Origin of the sequence: Sivoneniella epilithica UHCC 1019 (genome assembly GCF_040830845.1) — a bacterium.
Classification (GTDB): Bacteria; Cyanobacteriota; Cyanobacteriia; order Leptolyngbyales; family Leptolyngbyaceae; genus ULC077BIN1.
On sequence record NZ_JBFPDP010000018.1, the window covers coordinates 80,810 to 97,242 of the forward strand.

Genomic DNA, 16,433 nt, shown 5'->3' on the forward strand with positions numbered 1-16,433 from the left:
AAAATCAAAATGGGCCAGAGGGGTGCTAAATACCAACGACCTTGACTAAAATTGGTGCGATTAAATCCCGTCCAAAACTTCCAAATACCACCAACGTAAACAACAGACGCAAGAATACCAATGATTCCCATAGCTGAACGACCTCTTGAAATGGCTAGTTAGACTTACTACTCTGTTTTATCCTACCTACAGAAATCAAGATGTCCAGCAGTATTGATGTAACAAGATTGATGTAACAAGGTTTTACGATGTTCCGGTTTAGGTAGCATTCCTTGCGTCCGGAGGATACCTTGAAGGCATAACGCTACAAAACTATAGAAAACTCAACTCTTCAAGAGTTACAGCTTTTTCCATTGAGAAAAAATTTTCCATTGAGAACAATACCATTTGAGGGCGTATGCGAGCAGTTTTGATGGCAGGAGGATCGGGAACTCGATTAAGACCGTTGACGTGTGACCTTCCGAAGCCGATGGTTCCGATTCTCAACCGTCCGATCGCCGAACACATCATTAATTTACTGAAGCGCCATGGGATTAATGAAGTGATCACCACGCTCCACTATTTGCCCGATGTCATGCGGGATTATTTTCAGGATGGTAGTGATTTTGGCGTACAAATGACCTATGCGGTTGAGGAAGATCAGCCCTTGGGGACAGCAGGTTGCGTTAAAAATATTGCGGAACTGCTGGATGATACGTTTTTGGTGATCAGTGGCGACAGTATTACGGATTTTGACCTGAAGGACGCGATCGCTTTTCACAAAGCACACCGATCTCAAGCCACGCTGATTCTGACCCGCGTTCCCAATCCTCTAGAATTCGGTGTGGTGATTACCGATGAAAACTATCGCATTTGTCGCTTTCTCGAAAAACCGTCCAGCAGCGAAATTTTTTCCGATACGGTCAATACGGGCATCTACATTCTGGAACCAGAGGTATTAAAGTATTTGCCAGAAAACCACGAAAGCGATTTTTCTAAAGATTTGTTTCCGCTGATGCTGCAAGAAGGGGAACCGATGTTTGGCTACATTGCCGATGGGTACTGGTGCGATGTCGGTCATTTGGATGCCTATCGCGAAGCTCAATACGACGGCTTATTTCGCAAAGTTAAGCTCGATTTTGCCTACGAAGAGCGGATGCCCGGTGTTTGGATTGGACAAAACACTTACCTTGACCCAACCGCACAGATCGAAGCGCCTGCCATGATTGGCAGCAATTGCCGAATTGGGGCACGGGTGTTGATTGAAGGCGGCACGGTGATTGGCGATAACGTCACGGTGGGGGCGGAGGCAAATCTAAAGCGCCCGATTGTGTGGAATGGCGCGATCGTCGGGGAAGAAGCCCACTTAAGAGCCTGTGTGATTGCGCGGGGCACTAGGGTCGATCGCCGTGCCCATGTGCTGGAAGGTGCCGTTGTCGGTCCGCTTTCCTCGATTGGCGAAGAAGCGCAGGTTAGCCCTGGTGTGCGGGTGTGGCCCAGCAAACGAGTAGAACCCGGTGCCATTCTCAACATCAACTTGATTTGGGGACAGGCTGCCTATCGCAATCTGTTTGGACAGCGGGGCGTGTCTGGTCTGGCAAACATTGACATTACGCCAGAATTTGCCGTCAAACTGGGAGCAGCCTATGGTTCCACGCTCAAATCGGGTTCCCATGTGACGGTTTCTCGCGATCAGCGAACGATTTCGCGGATGGTGTCGCGATCGCTGATTGCAGGGTTAATGTCCGTTGGGGTGAATATCCAAAACCTGGAAGCCACAGCCATTCCAGTCGCGCGATCGATTGTGCCGACGATCGCGATTGCAGGAGGTATTCATGTCCGCGTCCATCCAGAGCGCCCCGACCATATCTTGATCGAATTTTTTGACCACAAAGGCATCAACATTTCCAAAGCCCGCGAAAAGAAAATCGAAGGCGCGTACTTTAAAGAAGATTTTCGTCGCGCTCAGATGCATGAAATTGGGAACGTTGCCTACGCCAACCAAATGCTAGATATATACGGCATCAGTTTTGAGCGCCACCTGAATGTGGAAGCGATTCGCCACAGCAGTTCCAAAGTGGTGATTGATTACGTCTACGCCGTGTCGGGAGCCGTGCTGCCCCAAATTCTTGCCAAATTTGGCTGCGATGCTGTTGTGCTGAATGCTAGCCTCAGTCAGGTTGCACCGACCAACTCAAACCGCGAAACCTTGTTAAGCCAGTTGGGGCACGTCGTGGAAGCGCTGAAGGCAAACTTTGGTGTACAGGTTTATGCCAATGGCGAACAGCTAATTTTGGTGGATGAAGCGGGTAGCAGTATTCGCGGCGAAATGCTGACGGCACTGATGGCAGAAATGATGTTGACCCAAACTCCTAGAGGCACGATTGTGGTTCCTGTGAATGCCTCTAGCGCTGTAGAACATATTGCCCGTCGCCATGATGGGCGGGTGATTCGCACGAAGGCAAACCCGACTGCCCTGATGGAAACCTGCCAAACGAACGCCAATGTGGTTTTAGGCGGCAGTGGTGAGATGGGGTTCATCTTTCCTCACCTGCATCCCGGTTTTGATGCCATGTTTTGTATTGCCAAAATTATTGAACTGTTGACCATTCAAGAGCGATCGCTGGGACAAATTCGGGCAGAGTTACCGCGCATCAGCCATAAAACCCACGTTGTCCGCTGCCCCTGGGCAACCAAAGGTTCGCTCATGCGACACCTGGTCGAAACTCACCCTGTAGAGTCTCTAGAACTGGTGGATGGCGTGAAAATCTTTGATTATCGCTCTGATGGCTGGGTGCTGATTTTGCCCGATGCTGGAGAGCCGTTAGTTCATATTTTTGCCAACAGCCCCGATCGCAACTGGGTAGACGAAACCCTACGAGATTATCGGATTCGGGTTCAAGAATTTGTTGATCAAGAGCATGAATCTGAAGAAGAAGTCTATGCCGAAAGCACTTATTCTTACTAGAAGGAAGTAATAGCGCAGAGACTAGAAAATAGCAGCTAAAAATTTAGGAATGTCACTTTAAGTCCATTCTTTAAAGCAGTTTTTCATTTTTTATATTTCGTCAAAGCCATTTATTAGTGCATATAAAAAGCGAATTTGATTCAGCCCTAGTGCTTGATTTATTCCAAAGATAATCGTCCATTAGAGAGACGAAGTTGTTTGGCGACTTACTTACCATGATAAAGGTTTTGAAGCTCGCAAAAGTGCGATCGCACTAGCAAGATAACCTCTAGAAGCAAGATATAAAGCGTTCTAAAATAATGCTAAGTCTATGGTCATATCATCCAACTTGACCTTGGTTCTTGTATCGATTAGCTCTGCTGGTTATCAATCTTCAAAAGATTTAAGCTCTTCAAAACATAAGTTCAAATGGCTTTTCTTTTTGATAGCTTTATCCAGTTTATATAGTTACAGAATGCCCAAGGTGTCATTCAACATTTCAACAAATTAGCAACTCACCTGTAGAGATCAGAAACACGGCAAAAAAACCAAAATCGGGAGATAAATTTGTGAGTAAACGTGGAAATCATGTATTACTAAAACAGCCAATTCTTGCCGATTTGTCATCTCCTAAACCTGCTTTAACCCTAGCGGATGCGGTAGGGCTGATTGTTGGGATTGTGATTGGAGCAGGAATTTTTGAAACACCCGCATTAGTGGCTGCCAACACAGGTAATGGCACCGCTTTATTGAGCGCTTGGCTGATGGGTGGCGCAGTTTCGATTGTCGGGGCACTTTGCTATGCCGAGTTGGCGACGACCTATCCCAATGTTGGGGGAAGTTACTATTACCTCAAACGTGCATTTGGTGGCAATACTGCTTTTCTGTTTGCGTGGGCACGGTTGACTATTATTCAGACGGGTTCGATCGCGCTACTGGCATTTGTCTTTGGAGATTATGCATCGCAACTTTTGCCCCTCGGTACTTTTTCAGCCTCAATTTATGCCGCCCTCGCGATCGCCCTACTCACAGCATTAAACGTCATCGGTTTACAGCAGGGCAAGCGAACCCAAAATATTCTAACTGTTGCCAAAGTTGTAGGCTTGTTGCTGGTCGTTGGGGTGGGATTACTATTCAGCGCTTCTCCAGCCAGTCCTATTCCTGCTACTTCGCAAACCACAAACTGGGGGCTAGCAATGCTGTTTGTCTTGTTGTCCTATGGCGGTTGGAATGAAGCTGCCTACATTTCAGCAGAAATTCATGACGGCAGGCGTAACATTGTGCGGTCTTTACTGTGGAGTCTTGGCATTATCACAGTGATTTTTTTGCTGATTAACCTTGCATTTTTACAAGGGTTAGGGCTGGAAGGGATGGCACAGTCTAGTGCAGTGGCAGCCGATTTGATGCGGCGTGCGTTTGGTGAACCCGGAGCCAAATTTATTAGTTTCCTAATTGCGATTTCTACGCTGGGTTCTATCAATGCCACAATTTTCACGGGTGCCCGCACAAACTTTGCCCTCGGTCAAGATTTCTCGCTATTCAGCCGGCTAGGACAGTGGGAACAACGCCCTAGCGCCCCCAAGACAGCCTACCTATTGCAAGCCGCCATCACCCTAGCGCTGGTGATGCTTGGCACAACGACCCGCAAGGGTTTTGAAACAATGGTCGAATATACGGCTCCAGTCTTCTGGTTCTTCTTCTTGCTTAGTGGGCTTTCGCTGTTGGTGTTGCGCTATCGAGAGCCTGAGCGCCAACGCCCTTTTCAAGTGCCGTTCTATCCGCTGACTCCTTTGCTCTTCTGCGGGGTCTGTGGCTATCTGCTTTACTCCAGCGTGGCTTATACCGGAAAGGGCGCGATCGCCGGAATGATTGTCGTTGCCCTTGGCATTCCCCTGCTTTGGTGGGAGCGTACCCAACAGCGCAAAACCTAGTCAAAGTTTCTTCAAGGATAGGACTAAGGCGGACTTAAATGGAAAACCGCTCAACATGAATTGTGAATATATTGCGCTCGTTTAATTGCTGTAATTCATAGACAAAAGGAGAGTTTGATCATGATCTTTCAAAAAACATTGTTAGTTTTAATGGCAGGTGTGGGATGTTTTAGCATGGGAATTGTTGGATGTAGCCAGCAGCAGGACATTGCAGAAGCCCAGCAATCTAACGAAGTTGCTCAAAACACTCAAGCACAGATCCTACCTGAGCGACAGCTTGATGTGCCCTATGTGCCTACCCCGCAAGCAGTAGTTGATCGAATGCTGAGCCTTGCTAATGTGAAACAGGGCGATCGCCTCTACGACCTTGGCAGTGGAGATGGACGAATTGTCATTACCGCCGCCAAAAAGTTTGGCACACGAGGAGTGGGAGTAGACCTGAATCCAGAACGGGTGAAAGAAGCGAATGAAAACGCCCGACGCGCAGGAGTCACGGATCTTGTTGAGTTTCGCCAGCAAGATCTGTTTCAAACAGATTTCAATGATGCAACCGTGGTAACGCTGTATCTACTACCCAACATCAACCTAAAACTACGCCCCAAATTGCAGCAACTTAAACCGGGTACTCGGATTGTTTCTCATGCTTTCGATATGGGCGATTGGAAACCGGAGAAAACGGTTGAGGTTCAAGGTAAAACAATTTACTACTGGACTGTACCCAACCGAGTGGGCACTAATCCGCAATAGTTAAGCTAATCGTTACTTAGGTTGCAATCCTAATAAAAGTCAAAACGTGCAAACAAGGGGCTTAAGTCCCTTGTTTTTGCAATTTAAGCAATTCAAAGTTCATCTGGCTAGACCTGTAACTGATGTAACAACCTGTTGAGTCTGGTTGGGCGATCGCCGCTATTCCCTACAATGGGTTCAGACCTTGTGTAGAACCTGCGAATTATGGCTAAGACCGTTGGGGATGTAATGACCCGCGACCCGATTACAGCGACCCGCGATACGCCGCTGATTGAGGTGATCAAAGTATTGGCAGAAAAGCGCATTAGCGGTCTGCCTGTAGTCGATGAGGCTGGCAAACTGGTCGGCGTGATTTCTGAAACAGATTTGATGTGGCGCGAAACAGGAGCCACCATGCCGCCCTACATTATGTTTTTAGATAGCGTCATCTACCTCGAAAACCCTGCCCAATATGAGCGGGAAGTGCATAAAGCGTTGGGTGAAACCGTGGGAGAAGCCATGACCAGTGACCATCTGGTGACGATCGCTGCCAATCAACCCCTGCGAGATGCCGCCCAGTTAATGCACGATCGCACCGTTCGTCGCTTACCGGTGGTGGATGACAGCGATCGCGTGATCGGTATTCTCACTCGTGGCGATATCATCCTCTCTATGGCGGCGGATCAAGGATAGAGGAAATAGGGAATAGGAAAAGCGAGTTACTTTTTTAAGAACAATTTATTAATAAGCAATTTTTATGGATATTACGCCTGACTCTGTTAAAACTCTTTTAAATTCTCCCGATCTGGGCGATCGCCTCAGAGCCGTCAACCAAATGCGAACGCTCGACCCCAGCATTACGTTTGGGATGATTTTGCAAGCGGTGGACGATCTGAATCCCAGGGTACGCTATGCCGCTGTCAGTCAGCTATCGTCCTTGGGCAGCCAAGATCGGGCAAAAATTTTGGAAACCCTGCGCGATCGCCTACAAGATGCCGAACCGGATGTGCAAGCCGCCGCTGCCGATTCGATTGGCGCACTGAAACTGACCGAAGCCTTTGAAGATTTACGATTTCTGTATAACACCAGTCCAGAATGGCTGGTCAAATTCAGCATTGTGGCAGCATTGGGAGAATTGGGCGATCCACGCGGCTTTGAACTATTGGAAGACGCGATCGCATCGCCGAATGAACTGATGCAAATGGCAGCGATCGGTTCTTTTGGTGAACTGGGCGATACCCGCGCTGTGCCGCTCCTGACCAGTCATGCAGCAAACCCCGATTGGCAAGTTCGCTATCGGGTTGCCCAAGCCTTGGGTCGATTGGCAACCCCTGAAGCCAAAATCATTTTGGAAACCCTAGCTCAAGATCCCGTAGACCAAGTTGCTGAAGAAGCCAAATCTGGCTTAGGGTGAGTTCGGCACATCGTTAAACATTGCCTTCAGTGAATAGATTTTCCATCGTTCTCAAATCCTCAACGATATGAGAGCTTTTTATCAAAGTTAAGAAACCTTACTACTTTGAGAGTTGTTATGGGTGTTCGCGAAACCACTATTGCCAAATTGCAGCAACTTCCAGATTGGCTCTTGCAGGAGGTTAGCGATTTTATTGATGGTATAACGCGCCAGCATCAATCTGTAGCCAGTGACAATCCTCAAAGAAACATCACTAAAACTTGGGCAAAATGGTTTGAGTCTGTCGATCATTTAGATATAGTTCCACCGAAACCAAGCAGCCCCTATCAGCAACTTTTGCTCAACAAGTATCGAAAACAAGGGCTAGAGCTATGATCCTGTGTGATGCAGGGATCTTGCTTTGTTTAGTGGATCGAACTCAACCTCAGCATAGTACTTACAAATATGCGATCGTGCGTCTTGAGAAACCACTCATCACAACTTGGGCTTGCCTGACGGAAGCCATGTATCTTGCTCTTCACCGTGGCGGCTGGAAAATGCAAAAACATCTAGGGCAGCTACTTTTAGATAAACTGCTGACTGTTTGCGAAATCCAGGAGGCTGACTACAGCCGTTTGTTGGCGTTGATGGAACAATATTGCGATAGACCCATGGATTTGGCAGATGCAACCCTGGTTTTAGTGGCTGAAAAGACAGGATATCGTCAAATTCTCACCCTCGATTCTGATTTCTTGTTTTATCGGATTGGCGATCGCGACACCTTTGAGATCATTCAAGCTTAGTCGCTGAGTGTAGGAGTGGAAAGGACGCACACAACCTTGATAGGGAGGAAGAAGAGTAGTCTTAAGTGTGTTGCAAAGGCATTCAACAGAAACATCAGGCAACCAACAGGAACATCGGACAACTCTGCTCTGGTATTGTCTATTCTGGAGGAAGTTTGAAAGAGCAGGTTCATCTATAGAAAGGTTTGGCATGAATTCGCTGGTTGGCAAGACCTTACAGAGCGGCAAATATACCCTCGATCAACTGCTGGGCGAAGGCGGCTTTGGCATTACCTTTCGGGCAACCCATCATTACCTCCAGCAAACGGTGGTGATTAAAACTTTGAATGCGCTGAATCAGGGCAATCTGGAGTTTACTCAAGTGCAGCAGCAGTTTCAAGACGAGGGACGAAGACTAGCGCTGTGTAACCATCCGAATATTGTGCGAGTCAGCGACTTTTTCATAGAAGATGGAATGCCTTATATCGTCATGGATTACATTCCAGGGCAAACCTTGGAAGACGTGGTGTTTCCCGATCGCCCTTTGCCCGAAGCCACTGCGCTACACTATATCCGCCAAGTTGCCGCCGCCTTGCAGGTGGTTCATACCAACGGGTTGCTGCACCGAGATGTCAAGCCGCAAAACATTATGCTGCGTCAGGGCACTCAAGATGTCGTGCTGATTGATTTTGGTATTTCTAGAGAGTTTACGATGGGTGCGACCCAAGCCCACACCAGCATCACCTCGGCTGGCTATGCGCCCATTGAGCAATATATGTCCCAGGCAAAACGCACGCCTGCAACGGATATTTACGGTTTAGCCGCCACTCTGTATGCCCTGTTGACGGCTCATGCCCCGATCGCAGCTATTCTACGCGATCGCCAACCGATGCCTGCTCCTCGCGATTTGGTTCCTCAGATTACGCCAGCAACCAATCAAGCCGTGGTGCGCGGGATGGCAGTTGATGCTCACTATCGCCCCCAAACGATCGCCGAGTGGGTAAACTTGCTGTCGAGTGTAGCCTCATCGTCCTTACCGCCTGCAATCCCTGTTGGTAATCCCACAGGCAATCCCACGAGAAATCCTGCTGGCGATCCCATTTCCCAGATGGCAACTCAAGCCTATAGCCCAGCGAATCTACCTGCCTCCACGATCGCGCCTGTGGCTCCCAAACCTGCGCGATCGCGCCAAGGAACCTGGCTATTTGTCATCGTTGCCATGCTTGCCAGCGCGACCGCCGCCGCCTTCGGAGCGATTTGGCACAATGCGCGATCGCCCCAAGTGCCTCAACCGCCTGCTGCGATCGCCCCCCCACAAACAATAACGCCAACTCCTAGCAACCCATCCCCCCCGCCAACTCCGATCGCTCCATCCCCTACTCCGCCACCACCCTCTCCCGACCCCATTCCTTCGGTTCCATCGCCGCAACCCACCAGCACCGACACCAGCGGCAGTAACAGCGCTCCTGTACCCGGCTTTTCCACGGGCGTTGCAGAGCAAACGATTGTTGCAAAGCTAGGTGAACCTTCAAAATCAGGCACCGGATACTGGACTAACACTCGCTCCGCCCAATATGATCTGGTTCCCGATCAAGTGACGGTGGCTTACCTCTATGACAAAGACACTGCCAAAGTGCGCCAAACTGAAGCCTCCTTTGCCCAATCCATCGATCGCGCCGTCATGGTAGAAACGCTGAACGGCATGGTAGATGGCAGCCTTACCGCCCCAATCGAAGAAGGGTTTAATAGCGTGTGGAAGCGGAATTCTAATCAATACACCTTTTCGACAGCAACCCTCAAAGGCACCATTGAACGCAACGATCGCGATCGTATCTATATCGCCGTTTGGGAAGCTGATTTGCATTAAGCTGATTTGCATTAAAACTGCGATCGCCGCTCCGTTGCTTTTATTTAGGGTGGCAGAGCCAAACCATCTCAAGAGTAGAGTCCGTCCGTCATAATAGATAAAAGCCTTGCGACACTTGTGATCATGACCCCCTCTGTTGAATTTTTGGATGCCTATGATGTGGTCGTTGTTGGAGCCGGACACGCAGGCTGTGAAGCGGCGTTGGCAGCGGCTCGGTTGGGTTCTCGGACGCTGCTGTTGACGTTGAACCTCGACAAGATCGCATGGCAACCCTGCAATCCAGCGGTGGGCGGTCCGGCAAAATCCCAACTGGTGCATGAAGTGGATGCGTTGGGCGGCGAGATTGGCAAAGTCAGCGATCACACCTATTTGCAAAAGCGAGTGCTGAACTCCTCCAGAGGTCCGGCGGTCTGGGCACTGCGGGCGCAAACCGACAAGCGTGAATATGCCGCCGTGATGAAAGGCATCGTGGAAAACCAGGCGAACCTGACGGTGCGGGAAGGCATGGCGATCGATTTAGTATTGGGCGCAAATGAGGAGGTGATTGGCGTTGAAACCTACTTTGGCGTGGCGTTTCAGTGCAAAACAGTAATTTTGACCACAGGCACCTTTTTAGGCGGACGCATCTGGGTTGGCAACAAATCCATGGAAGCCGGACGCGCTGGCGAATTTGCGGCTGTCGGCTTAACCGATACCCTGAACCGATTGGGATTTGAAACCGGGCGACTAAAAACCGGGACTCCTGCGCGAGTCGATCGCCGCTCGATTAATTTCGATGTCCTAGAACCGCAGCCTGGTGATGAAGAGGTACGCTGGTTTAGCTTTGATCCGATCGTCTGGATCGATCGCGAACAAATGCCCTGCCACCTGACTCGCACCACACCCGAAACCCACCGGATTATTCAAGAAAACCTGCATCTATCACCTGTTTATGGCGGTTGGGTCGATGCCAAAGGTCCGCGCTATTGTCCCAGCATTGAAGACAAAATCGTCCGATTTGCCGATAAGGAAAGCCACCAGATTTTTCTAGAACCCGAAGGGCGTGACAGTCCTGAAATCTACGTTCAAGGGTTTTCCACGGGGCTGCCGGAGACCCTTCAGCTTGCCATGCTGCGATCGCTCCCCGGTTTGGAACAGTGCGCGATGCTGCGTCCCGCCTACGCTGTCGAGTATGACTATTTGCCTGCGACCCAATGCTACCCCACCTTGATGACCAAAAAAATCGAGGGGCTGTTTTGCGCCGGACAAATCAATGGCACCACAGGCTACGAAGAAGCCGCTGCTCAAGGCTTTGTCGCCGGATTGAATGCCGCCCGCTTCTGCCAGGGTCAGGAGATGATCACCTTTCCGCGAGAACATAGCTACATCGGCACCTTGATCGATGATCTGTGTACGAAAGATTTGCGCGAACCGTATCGGATGTTGACCAGCCGTTCGGAATATCGACTGCTGCTGCGATCGGATAATGCCGATCAACGCCTCACCCCGCTGGGTCGAGAGATTGGGTTGATTGACGATCGCCGCTGGCAGTTGTTTCAACACAAACAGGCAAACATTACGGCTGAAAAAGAGCGCCTACAGGTGACTCGCGTTAAGGAACATGACGAGCTAGGTAAAGCGATCGCTGCTCACACCCAACAACTGATCAAAGGCTCGATCACCCTGGCAGATCTGCTGCGGAAACCGGGCTTTCACTATGCCAATTTGGTGCAGTTTGGGCTAGGCAATCCCAACCTCGATCGCGCCGCCAAGGAAGCCGCCGAAATCGACATCAAATATTCTGGATACATTCAGCGGCAGCAGCACCAAATCGACGCGATCGCCCGTCAGGAGCATCGCAAACTACCATTCGATCTCGATTATCACGCGATCGCCACCCTCTCCAAAGAATCCCGCGAAAAACTCTCTAAAGTGCGCCCCCTCACCATTGGGCAAGCAACCCGCATCGGCGGAGTCAACCCGGCTGACATCAACGCTCTATTGGTTCACCTGGAAATCCAGTCTCGTCAAGCTCAAGCGATCTCTAGCGCCAACCCAGTTGCAACGCTGAAATCATGAACTTTGAATGGCATCCAACGAAAGCCGAAGCAAACTTTCAGAAACACGGTGTTACTTTTGAAGAAGCTAGCACGGTTTTTCGCGATCCCTTTTCTACCAATTTTCCTGACGCTGATCATTCCATTGAGGAAGAGAGATTTATCATAATTGGCGTATCTAGTCTGAACCGACTTTTAGTCGTTGCTCATACAGAGAGAGTAAATCAAATCCGAATCATTTAGTGCTAGAAAAGTAACTCGACAAGAGCAGAGGTTTTATGAAGAAGGAACATGAGGCTGAATTGGAGGATGAACTTCGCCCAGAATATGACTTTGCAACGATGCCGGGTGGTGTCAGAGGAAAATATGCCGATCGGGTTAAGCACTCAACCAACGTTGTGATTTTAGATCCTGATGTTGCTCAAGCATTTCCAACCGATGCAGCCGTCAACGAAGCACTCAGGCTGTTAGTGAATCTGGCAAAAACTACGACTCAGCTTTAGCGATGGGTGGTTTCAAAAGCGCGATCGCTCACACAGTCTTCTCTTTCCAATCCCGTCAAAACTCTGAGGTAGCAGTATGACATCGGTGATTGTTCAACTTGACCCCATTCTGCAACTCACCGATGAGCAATTTTTGGAAATCTGTCGCGCCAATCCAGAGGTGAAATTTGAGCAAACCGCGCAGGGAGAACTGATTATTGTGGCACCCACGGGAGGAGAAACTGGCAGCCATAACTCAGAACTGAATGCAGATTTTGTGGTGTGGAATCGCCAAACCAAGCTAGGCGTTGTTTTTGATTCCTCTACCTGCTTTGTGTTGCCCAACAATGCCAAGCGATCGCCCGATGTTGCCTGGATTGCCAAGGAACGTTGGACAACATTGACGCTTGAGCAGCGAAGGAGATTTCCAGCGATCGCGCCCGATTTTGTGCTGGAATTGCTGTCTCCTAGTGACAGTTTGGCAGATGCTCAAGCAAAGATGCGCGAATATGTGGAAAATGGGGTGCGCTTGGGCTGGCTAATTGATCCAGACACCAAACAGGTTGAAGTTTACCGCCCAGGACAGCCTGTTGGGATCTTGTCGCATCCAGACACCCTTTCTAATGAAGACGTGCTTCCCGGATTTGTCTTAAACCTCAATTCAATTTGGAGCTAGTGTCCAGAAGCCAGTGCTACTCAAATCGAGATAGTATAGACGTACTCTAGATAGTAAAGACTAAAAATGTAAAACAGTAAAACCATGCCGAAAGACACTACGCGCACCGGGCAGCAATACTCTGCTTCGACTCCTTATAAGCTCAAAGGATTTCGTTATCTTATGAGTTATCATGCCCGCGTGTGTAAGTTGATTTTCGACAATCCTAATAATAAGTCTTCTCAATACATCTACATCGATTTAAATTGTGGGGCTGGTTATCAGCCTGACTACAGAAAAGTGGGTGATGAAGCACTTGGTTCACCCATCATTGCTTTACAAGAACTTAATAGACAAGGCATTGAGCCAATATGTCACTTTTGCGATTCTAATCAAGAATCCTTAGAAATTTTAAAGAGAACAATAGAAGAATTAAAGCTGAATTGTGAGTCACATTATTGGTTGGGTGATAACAAAAACTCATTACTCAATATCTCTCAAGACCTTGCTGATTCCCAGTTTCAGGGCTTAGTATACTCAGACCCTAATGGCAAACAAGATTTTCCAATCAAAGAAATTAAGGATGCTTTTCAACTTCCTCAAATGAGAAAAGTGGATCTCTTGATGAATGTAGCCACTACCTATGTAAAGCGTTGGGAGTTTAACCCGAAAGCAAATTGGGAAGCTTACTCTCTTGAAGAGATAATTACTGGACACGGGAAGGTGAAAATCTTGGTACGAAAGCCTGAGAATCCTTCTCTGAAGTGGACTTTTATTTATGCTACTAACTGGGCTAAACAAAAGGATTTAATTAAAATTCAGCTTTACAGTGTCGATGGTGATGTCGGCAAGGGGATTTTAGACCATTTATTTAATCCTAAATCTAATCCATTACCTGGCATTTACGATGATGGATCGGTTTCAATTCAAGGTCGCCTGAATTTTGATATGCCAAATTCGGATTTAGAAGAACGGGAAACTGAATTATGAATAAAGTTTTACAACCTTCTCTTTTTGCAGAACAAGAGAACATTCAAGTTCTTGATTTAGAAGATGGACGTAAGTTGTACATTGTTCAAAGTGATACTAAAGCTCAATTCAACAGCACCAATGAGATGGTTGACTGGGCTTGGTGGACTTGGAACCCTGTAACTGGTTGCTGGCATGGATGTCCATATTGCTACGCACGAGATATTGCCAATCGATTTTATGAAACTAAGTTTGAACCAACTTTCTACCCAGGTAGGCTTCGTGCGCCTCAGAATATGAAGCCAATGTCTCCTGAGCGGATTAAAAACGAGGCTCAAAAGAGACGAATTAATCTTGAGGATGCTCAAGTCTTTGCCAAAAATGTGTTTACCTGCTCAATGGCGGATCTATTTGGCAAATGGGTTCCCGAAGACTGGATTTTTCAAGTCTTTCAAGCAGTTAAAGCATCACCAGAATGGAATTTTCTGTTTTTAACAAAATTTCCACAAAGATTGCAGGAAATTAATGATAAGTTAGGCGGCTTTCCAGATAACGTCTGGGTTGGTACGACCGTTGATACTCAATCAAGAGTTTCTCTTGCAGAGAAATCATTCAAAAATATTCAAGCTAAGGTCAAATGGTTATCTATAGAACCAATGCTAGAGCCATTGCATTTTGAGAGCCTAGATATGTTCGATTTGATTGCTATTGGCGGTCAAAGTCGTACTAGTAAAGAGCCTGAATTTCAGCCAGAATGGATTTGGGTTGAGGCTTTGATGAAACAAGCTAGAGAGTCTAATACCTCCGTTTACTTTAAAGAAAACTTAAAAGCTCGTCCTAAGGAATTGCCTTGGAAGCCTTTCTAATTGCGATCGCCCACACTGGCGCAGGTGAAAAAAGTGGCAGCGGCGGCGGTGAAGTTGCGGCAACTGCGGCGCACGGTGATGACTGAGAATCAGTGGAGTTTGCGCGATCTTTACCGCACCCTCGATCTTCCGGGCGATAATCCGCTTCGCAAAGCCCACGCTGAACTGGATGCTGCGGTGCGGGATGCATACAGCATGAAAGCCACTGAAGATCCACTTCAGTTTTTGCTGAGTTTGAACCTGGAAGTGGCCGATCGCGAGAGCCAAGGGTTGCCTGTCGTTGCGCCCGGTTTGCCGCCCTGCGTTACCGATGCCCGCCCATTCATCACCGCTGATTGTGTGACGATGCCAAAGTAGCGATCGCAGTTCTCAATCTGAAATAAGCTGCCAATGTTTCTGGAATTAATAGCCAAATGACACAACAAGGAACTTCGACCCCTGATTAGGCTTAAGTCCCTTGTTAACAGAATGTTTGCATTCTAATTGCGGTGTTGCTGAATGCAAGTATGATTTTCGTTTGTAGGGGTAGCGCCTTGTGCCTACCCTGGTGGAGTTGAGGGCAACCACAAGGGATTTCCCCTACAATCTTCATTCCTAGATTCAGCAATGCTCTAATTGCTTAGTTTATCGAAACAAACCAACTTACCAATTTACTCAGCAGATTCGATCGCCTTAGCTGCTTTGCTCAACCGTTTGCCCAACTTTTGTACCACGGTCTTAAAGCCGCGAGGAGCTTCAGAAGCCACTTCAGCAGTTTGTTCACCTAACCGGGATAGCACTTCCGCAATCTCTTCAGGCTTTGCCTTGCTGCGCTTCAACACTTGCTTCAGTTCCTTTAACCCGCTAGCAATTTCCTTAAACTGCTCACCCTCAGCCTTGTTGACCATGCCATACCATAGGTCAATCGTAGTAGCAGAATCCTCAGACTCTAGGGAGGTGATTTCTTCACTCTCCAAGGTTTCAATCAAAGAGTTCATGTCATCTAGATGTTCCTGATTGTCTGCTTTGTTGATTGTGGCTCCAACTTTAGTTAGTTGTTTGCCCAACTTTTGCAAGGCAGATTTTGCGCTCTTATCGGCTTCAGATGCACAATCACTGGTGTGTTCGCCCAACTGCTCTAACACTTCGCCAATTTCGTGACCCTCTGCCTTGCCGCTTTTCAGTAGCTTTTGAAGCTGTTTCAAGCTGGTGGCAATTTCTTTTAGTTCTGGCTCTTTTGCTTTGTTGAGAAGCCTATGCCACTGATCAATAATGCCTAGAGCGGCTTCGGGTTCAACGGTGCTAAGGTCGCCATTGAGTGTTTCGATCAGTTCGTCCAACTCTTGGCTGGTATCTGATTCGCTGCCCGCGTCACCCGCGATCGCCTTGGAAGAATCCTGCTGTTCGTGTTTACCAGTTTTTTGCTCTTTAGCATCGACTTGATTAGCCTGCTTCTGCTTTGTATCTGTTTCTTTAGATTGCTGCTTGCTAGCCATGGGATTTATCCAAACAACTATTACGATGTACAGCCGATAGCCTACAAAGCTAAACTTTGGGAGACCTCTTTCATAAGAAACAAACTCAATTTGCCAAGGTAACTCTCTAGAGAGGTGACAAAAATTGAACCGATTTCATTAAGATATTTTTGGATTGTTACAAGGTTGCACCCTGCATCCTCAACTCCAAACTCTATATCCCCCACCCCGCGTTGCATCAACCCTTATCCTTTAATCTAATGTAATCTAACCTGAGTTCGGGATAAGGAAGGGGCAAAACAGGTAGGGTGAAAGTGCCAACTTATCATCCATCTGAATTACCCCC

At 48.1% G+C, this 16,433-nt stretch carries 16 protein-coding genes; 15 read left to right on the forward strand and 1 reads right to left on the reverse strand.

Annotation, left to right across the window (positions count from 1 at the left end):
• The first annotated feature begins 397 nt into the window (after positions 1 to 397).
• The 15 genes from AB3R30_RS13105 (at position 398) to AB3R30_RS13175 (ending at position 14,990) form a co-directional block, all read left to right on the forward strand.
• Positions 398 to 2,947 carry a sugar phosphate nucleotidyltransferase gene (locus AB3R30_RS13105; RefSeq protein WP_458649638.1) on the forward strand — a complete coding sequence of 850 codons (2,550 nt, stop codon included), beginning with the start codon at positions 398 to 400 and terminating at the stop codon, positions 2,945 to 2,947.
• Between the two features lie 548 nt (positions 2,948 to 3,495).
• A complete protein-coding gene (locus tag AB3R30_RS13110; protein ID WP_458649639.1) occupies positions 3,496 to 4,857 on the forward strand; it encodes an APC family permease in 1,362 nt (453 codons plus the stop codon).
• A gap of 120 nt (positions 4,858 to 4,977) precedes the next feature.
• Complete coding sequence (locus AB3R30_RS13115) at positions 4,978 to 5,604, forward strand: SAM-dependent methyltransferase (RefSeq protein ID WP_458649640.1); 627 nt, start codon at positions 4,978 to 4,980, stop codon at positions 5,602 to 5,604.
• Between the two features lie 204 nt (positions 5,605 to 5,808).
• Positions 5,809 to 6,276 (forward strand): CBS domain-containing protein, encoded by a 468-nt coding sequence (locus AB3R30_RS13120; RefSeq protein WP_458649641.1) that lies wholly within the window; start codon positions 5,809 to 5,811, stop codon positions 6,274 to 6,276.
• A gap of 64 nt (positions 6,277 to 6,340) precedes the next feature.
• Positions 6,341 to 6,997, forward strand: a complete 657-nt coding sequence (gene nblB / locus AB3R30_RS13125) for a phycobilisome degradation protein NblB (RefSeq protein ID WP_458649642.1) — start codon at positions 6,341 to 6,343, stop codon at positions 6,995 to 6,997.
• Between the two features lie 117 nt (positions 6,998 to 7,114).
• The gene (locus tag AB3R30_RS13130) at positions 7,115 to 7,372 is read left to right on the forward strand and encodes a hypothetical protein (protein WP_458649643.1); all 258 of its coding nucleotides are present in this window, start codon (positions 7,115 to 7,117) and stop codon (positions 7,370 to 7,372) included.
• The gene (locus AB3R30_RS13135) at positions 7,369 to 7,779 is read left to right on the forward strand and encodes a type II toxin-antitoxin system VapC family toxin (RefSeq protein WP_458649644.1); all 411 of its coding nucleotides are present in this window, start codon (positions 7,369 to 7,371) and stop codon (positions 7,777 to 7,779) included. Before AB3R30_RS13130 ends, AB3R30_RS13135 begins: the two co-directional genes overlap by 4 nt.
• A 190-nt stretch (positions 7,780 to 7,969) precedes the next feature.
• Positions 7,970 to 9,625: a serine/threonine protein kinase gene (locus AB3R30_RS13140; protein ID WP_458649645.1), complete on the forward strand. Its 1,656-nt coding sequence runs from the start codon at positions 7,970 to 7,972 to the stop codon at positions 9,623 to 9,625.
• A 123-nt stretch (positions 9,626 to 9,748) separates the two neighbouring features.
• Complete coding sequence (gene mnmG / locus AB3R30_RS13145; RefSeq protein WP_458649646.1) at positions 9,749 to 11,683, forward strand: tRNA uridine-5-carboxymethylaminomethyl(34) synthesis enzyme MnmG; 1,935 nt, start codon at positions 9,749 to 9,751, stop codon at positions 11,681 to 11,683.
• Positions 11,680 to 11,904 (forward strand): BrnT family toxin, encoded by a 225-nt coding sequence (locus AB3R30_RS13150; protein WP_458649647.1) that lies wholly within the window; start codon positions 11,680 to 11,682, stop codon positions 11,902 to 11,904. The genes mnmG and AB3R30_RS13150 overlap by 4 nt, the downstream gene beginning before the upstream one ends.
• 35 nt (positions 11,905 to 11,939) lie before the next feature.
• Positions 11,940 to 12,164: a hypothetical protein gene (locus AB3R30_RS13155; protein WP_458649648.1), complete on the forward strand. Its 225-nt coding sequence runs from the start codon at positions 11,940 to 11,942 to the stop codon at positions 12,162 to 12,164.
• A 76-nt stretch (positions 12,165 to 12,240) separates the two neighbouring features.
• The gene (locus AB3R30_RS13160; protein ID WP_458649649.1) at positions 12,241 to 12,819 is read left to right on the forward strand and encodes a Uma2 family endonuclease; all 579 of its coding nucleotides are present in this window, start codon (positions 12,241 to 12,243) and stop codon (positions 12,817 to 12,819) included.
• Positions 12,820 to 12,903: 84 nt separating this feature from the next.
• Positions 12,904 to 13,788: a three-Cys-motif partner protein TcmP gene (gene tcmP, locus AB3R30_RS13165; protein ID WP_458649650.1), complete on the forward strand. Its 885-nt coding sequence runs from the start codon at positions 12,904 to 12,906 to the stop codon at positions 13,786 to 13,788.
• Positions 13,785 to 14,633, forward strand: a complete 849-nt coding sequence (locus AB3R30_RS13170; RefSeq protein ID WP_458649651.1) for a DUF5131 family protein — start codon at positions 13,785 to 13,787, stop codon at positions 14,631 to 14,633. The genes tcmP and AB3R30_RS13170 overlap by 4 nt, the downstream gene beginning before the upstream one ends.
• Complete coding sequence (locus AB3R30_RS13175) at positions 14,634 to 14,990, forward strand: type IIL restriction-modification enzyme MmeI (RefSeq protein WP_458649652.1); 357 nt, start codon at positions 14,634 to 14,636, stop codon at positions 14,988 to 14,990.
• Between the two features lie 293 nt (positions 14,991 to 15,283).
• Here AB3R30_RS13175 and AB3R30_RS13180 read toward each other — a convergent pair whose 3' ends face one another.
• On the reverse strand, positions 15,284 to 16,108 hold the full coding sequence (locus AB3R30_RS13180) for a hypothetical protein (RefSeq protein WP_458649653.1): 825 nt from the start codon (positions 16,106 to 16,108) through the stop codon (positions 15,284 to 15,286).
• Between the last annotated feature and the right edge of the window lie 325 nt (positions 16,109 to 16,433).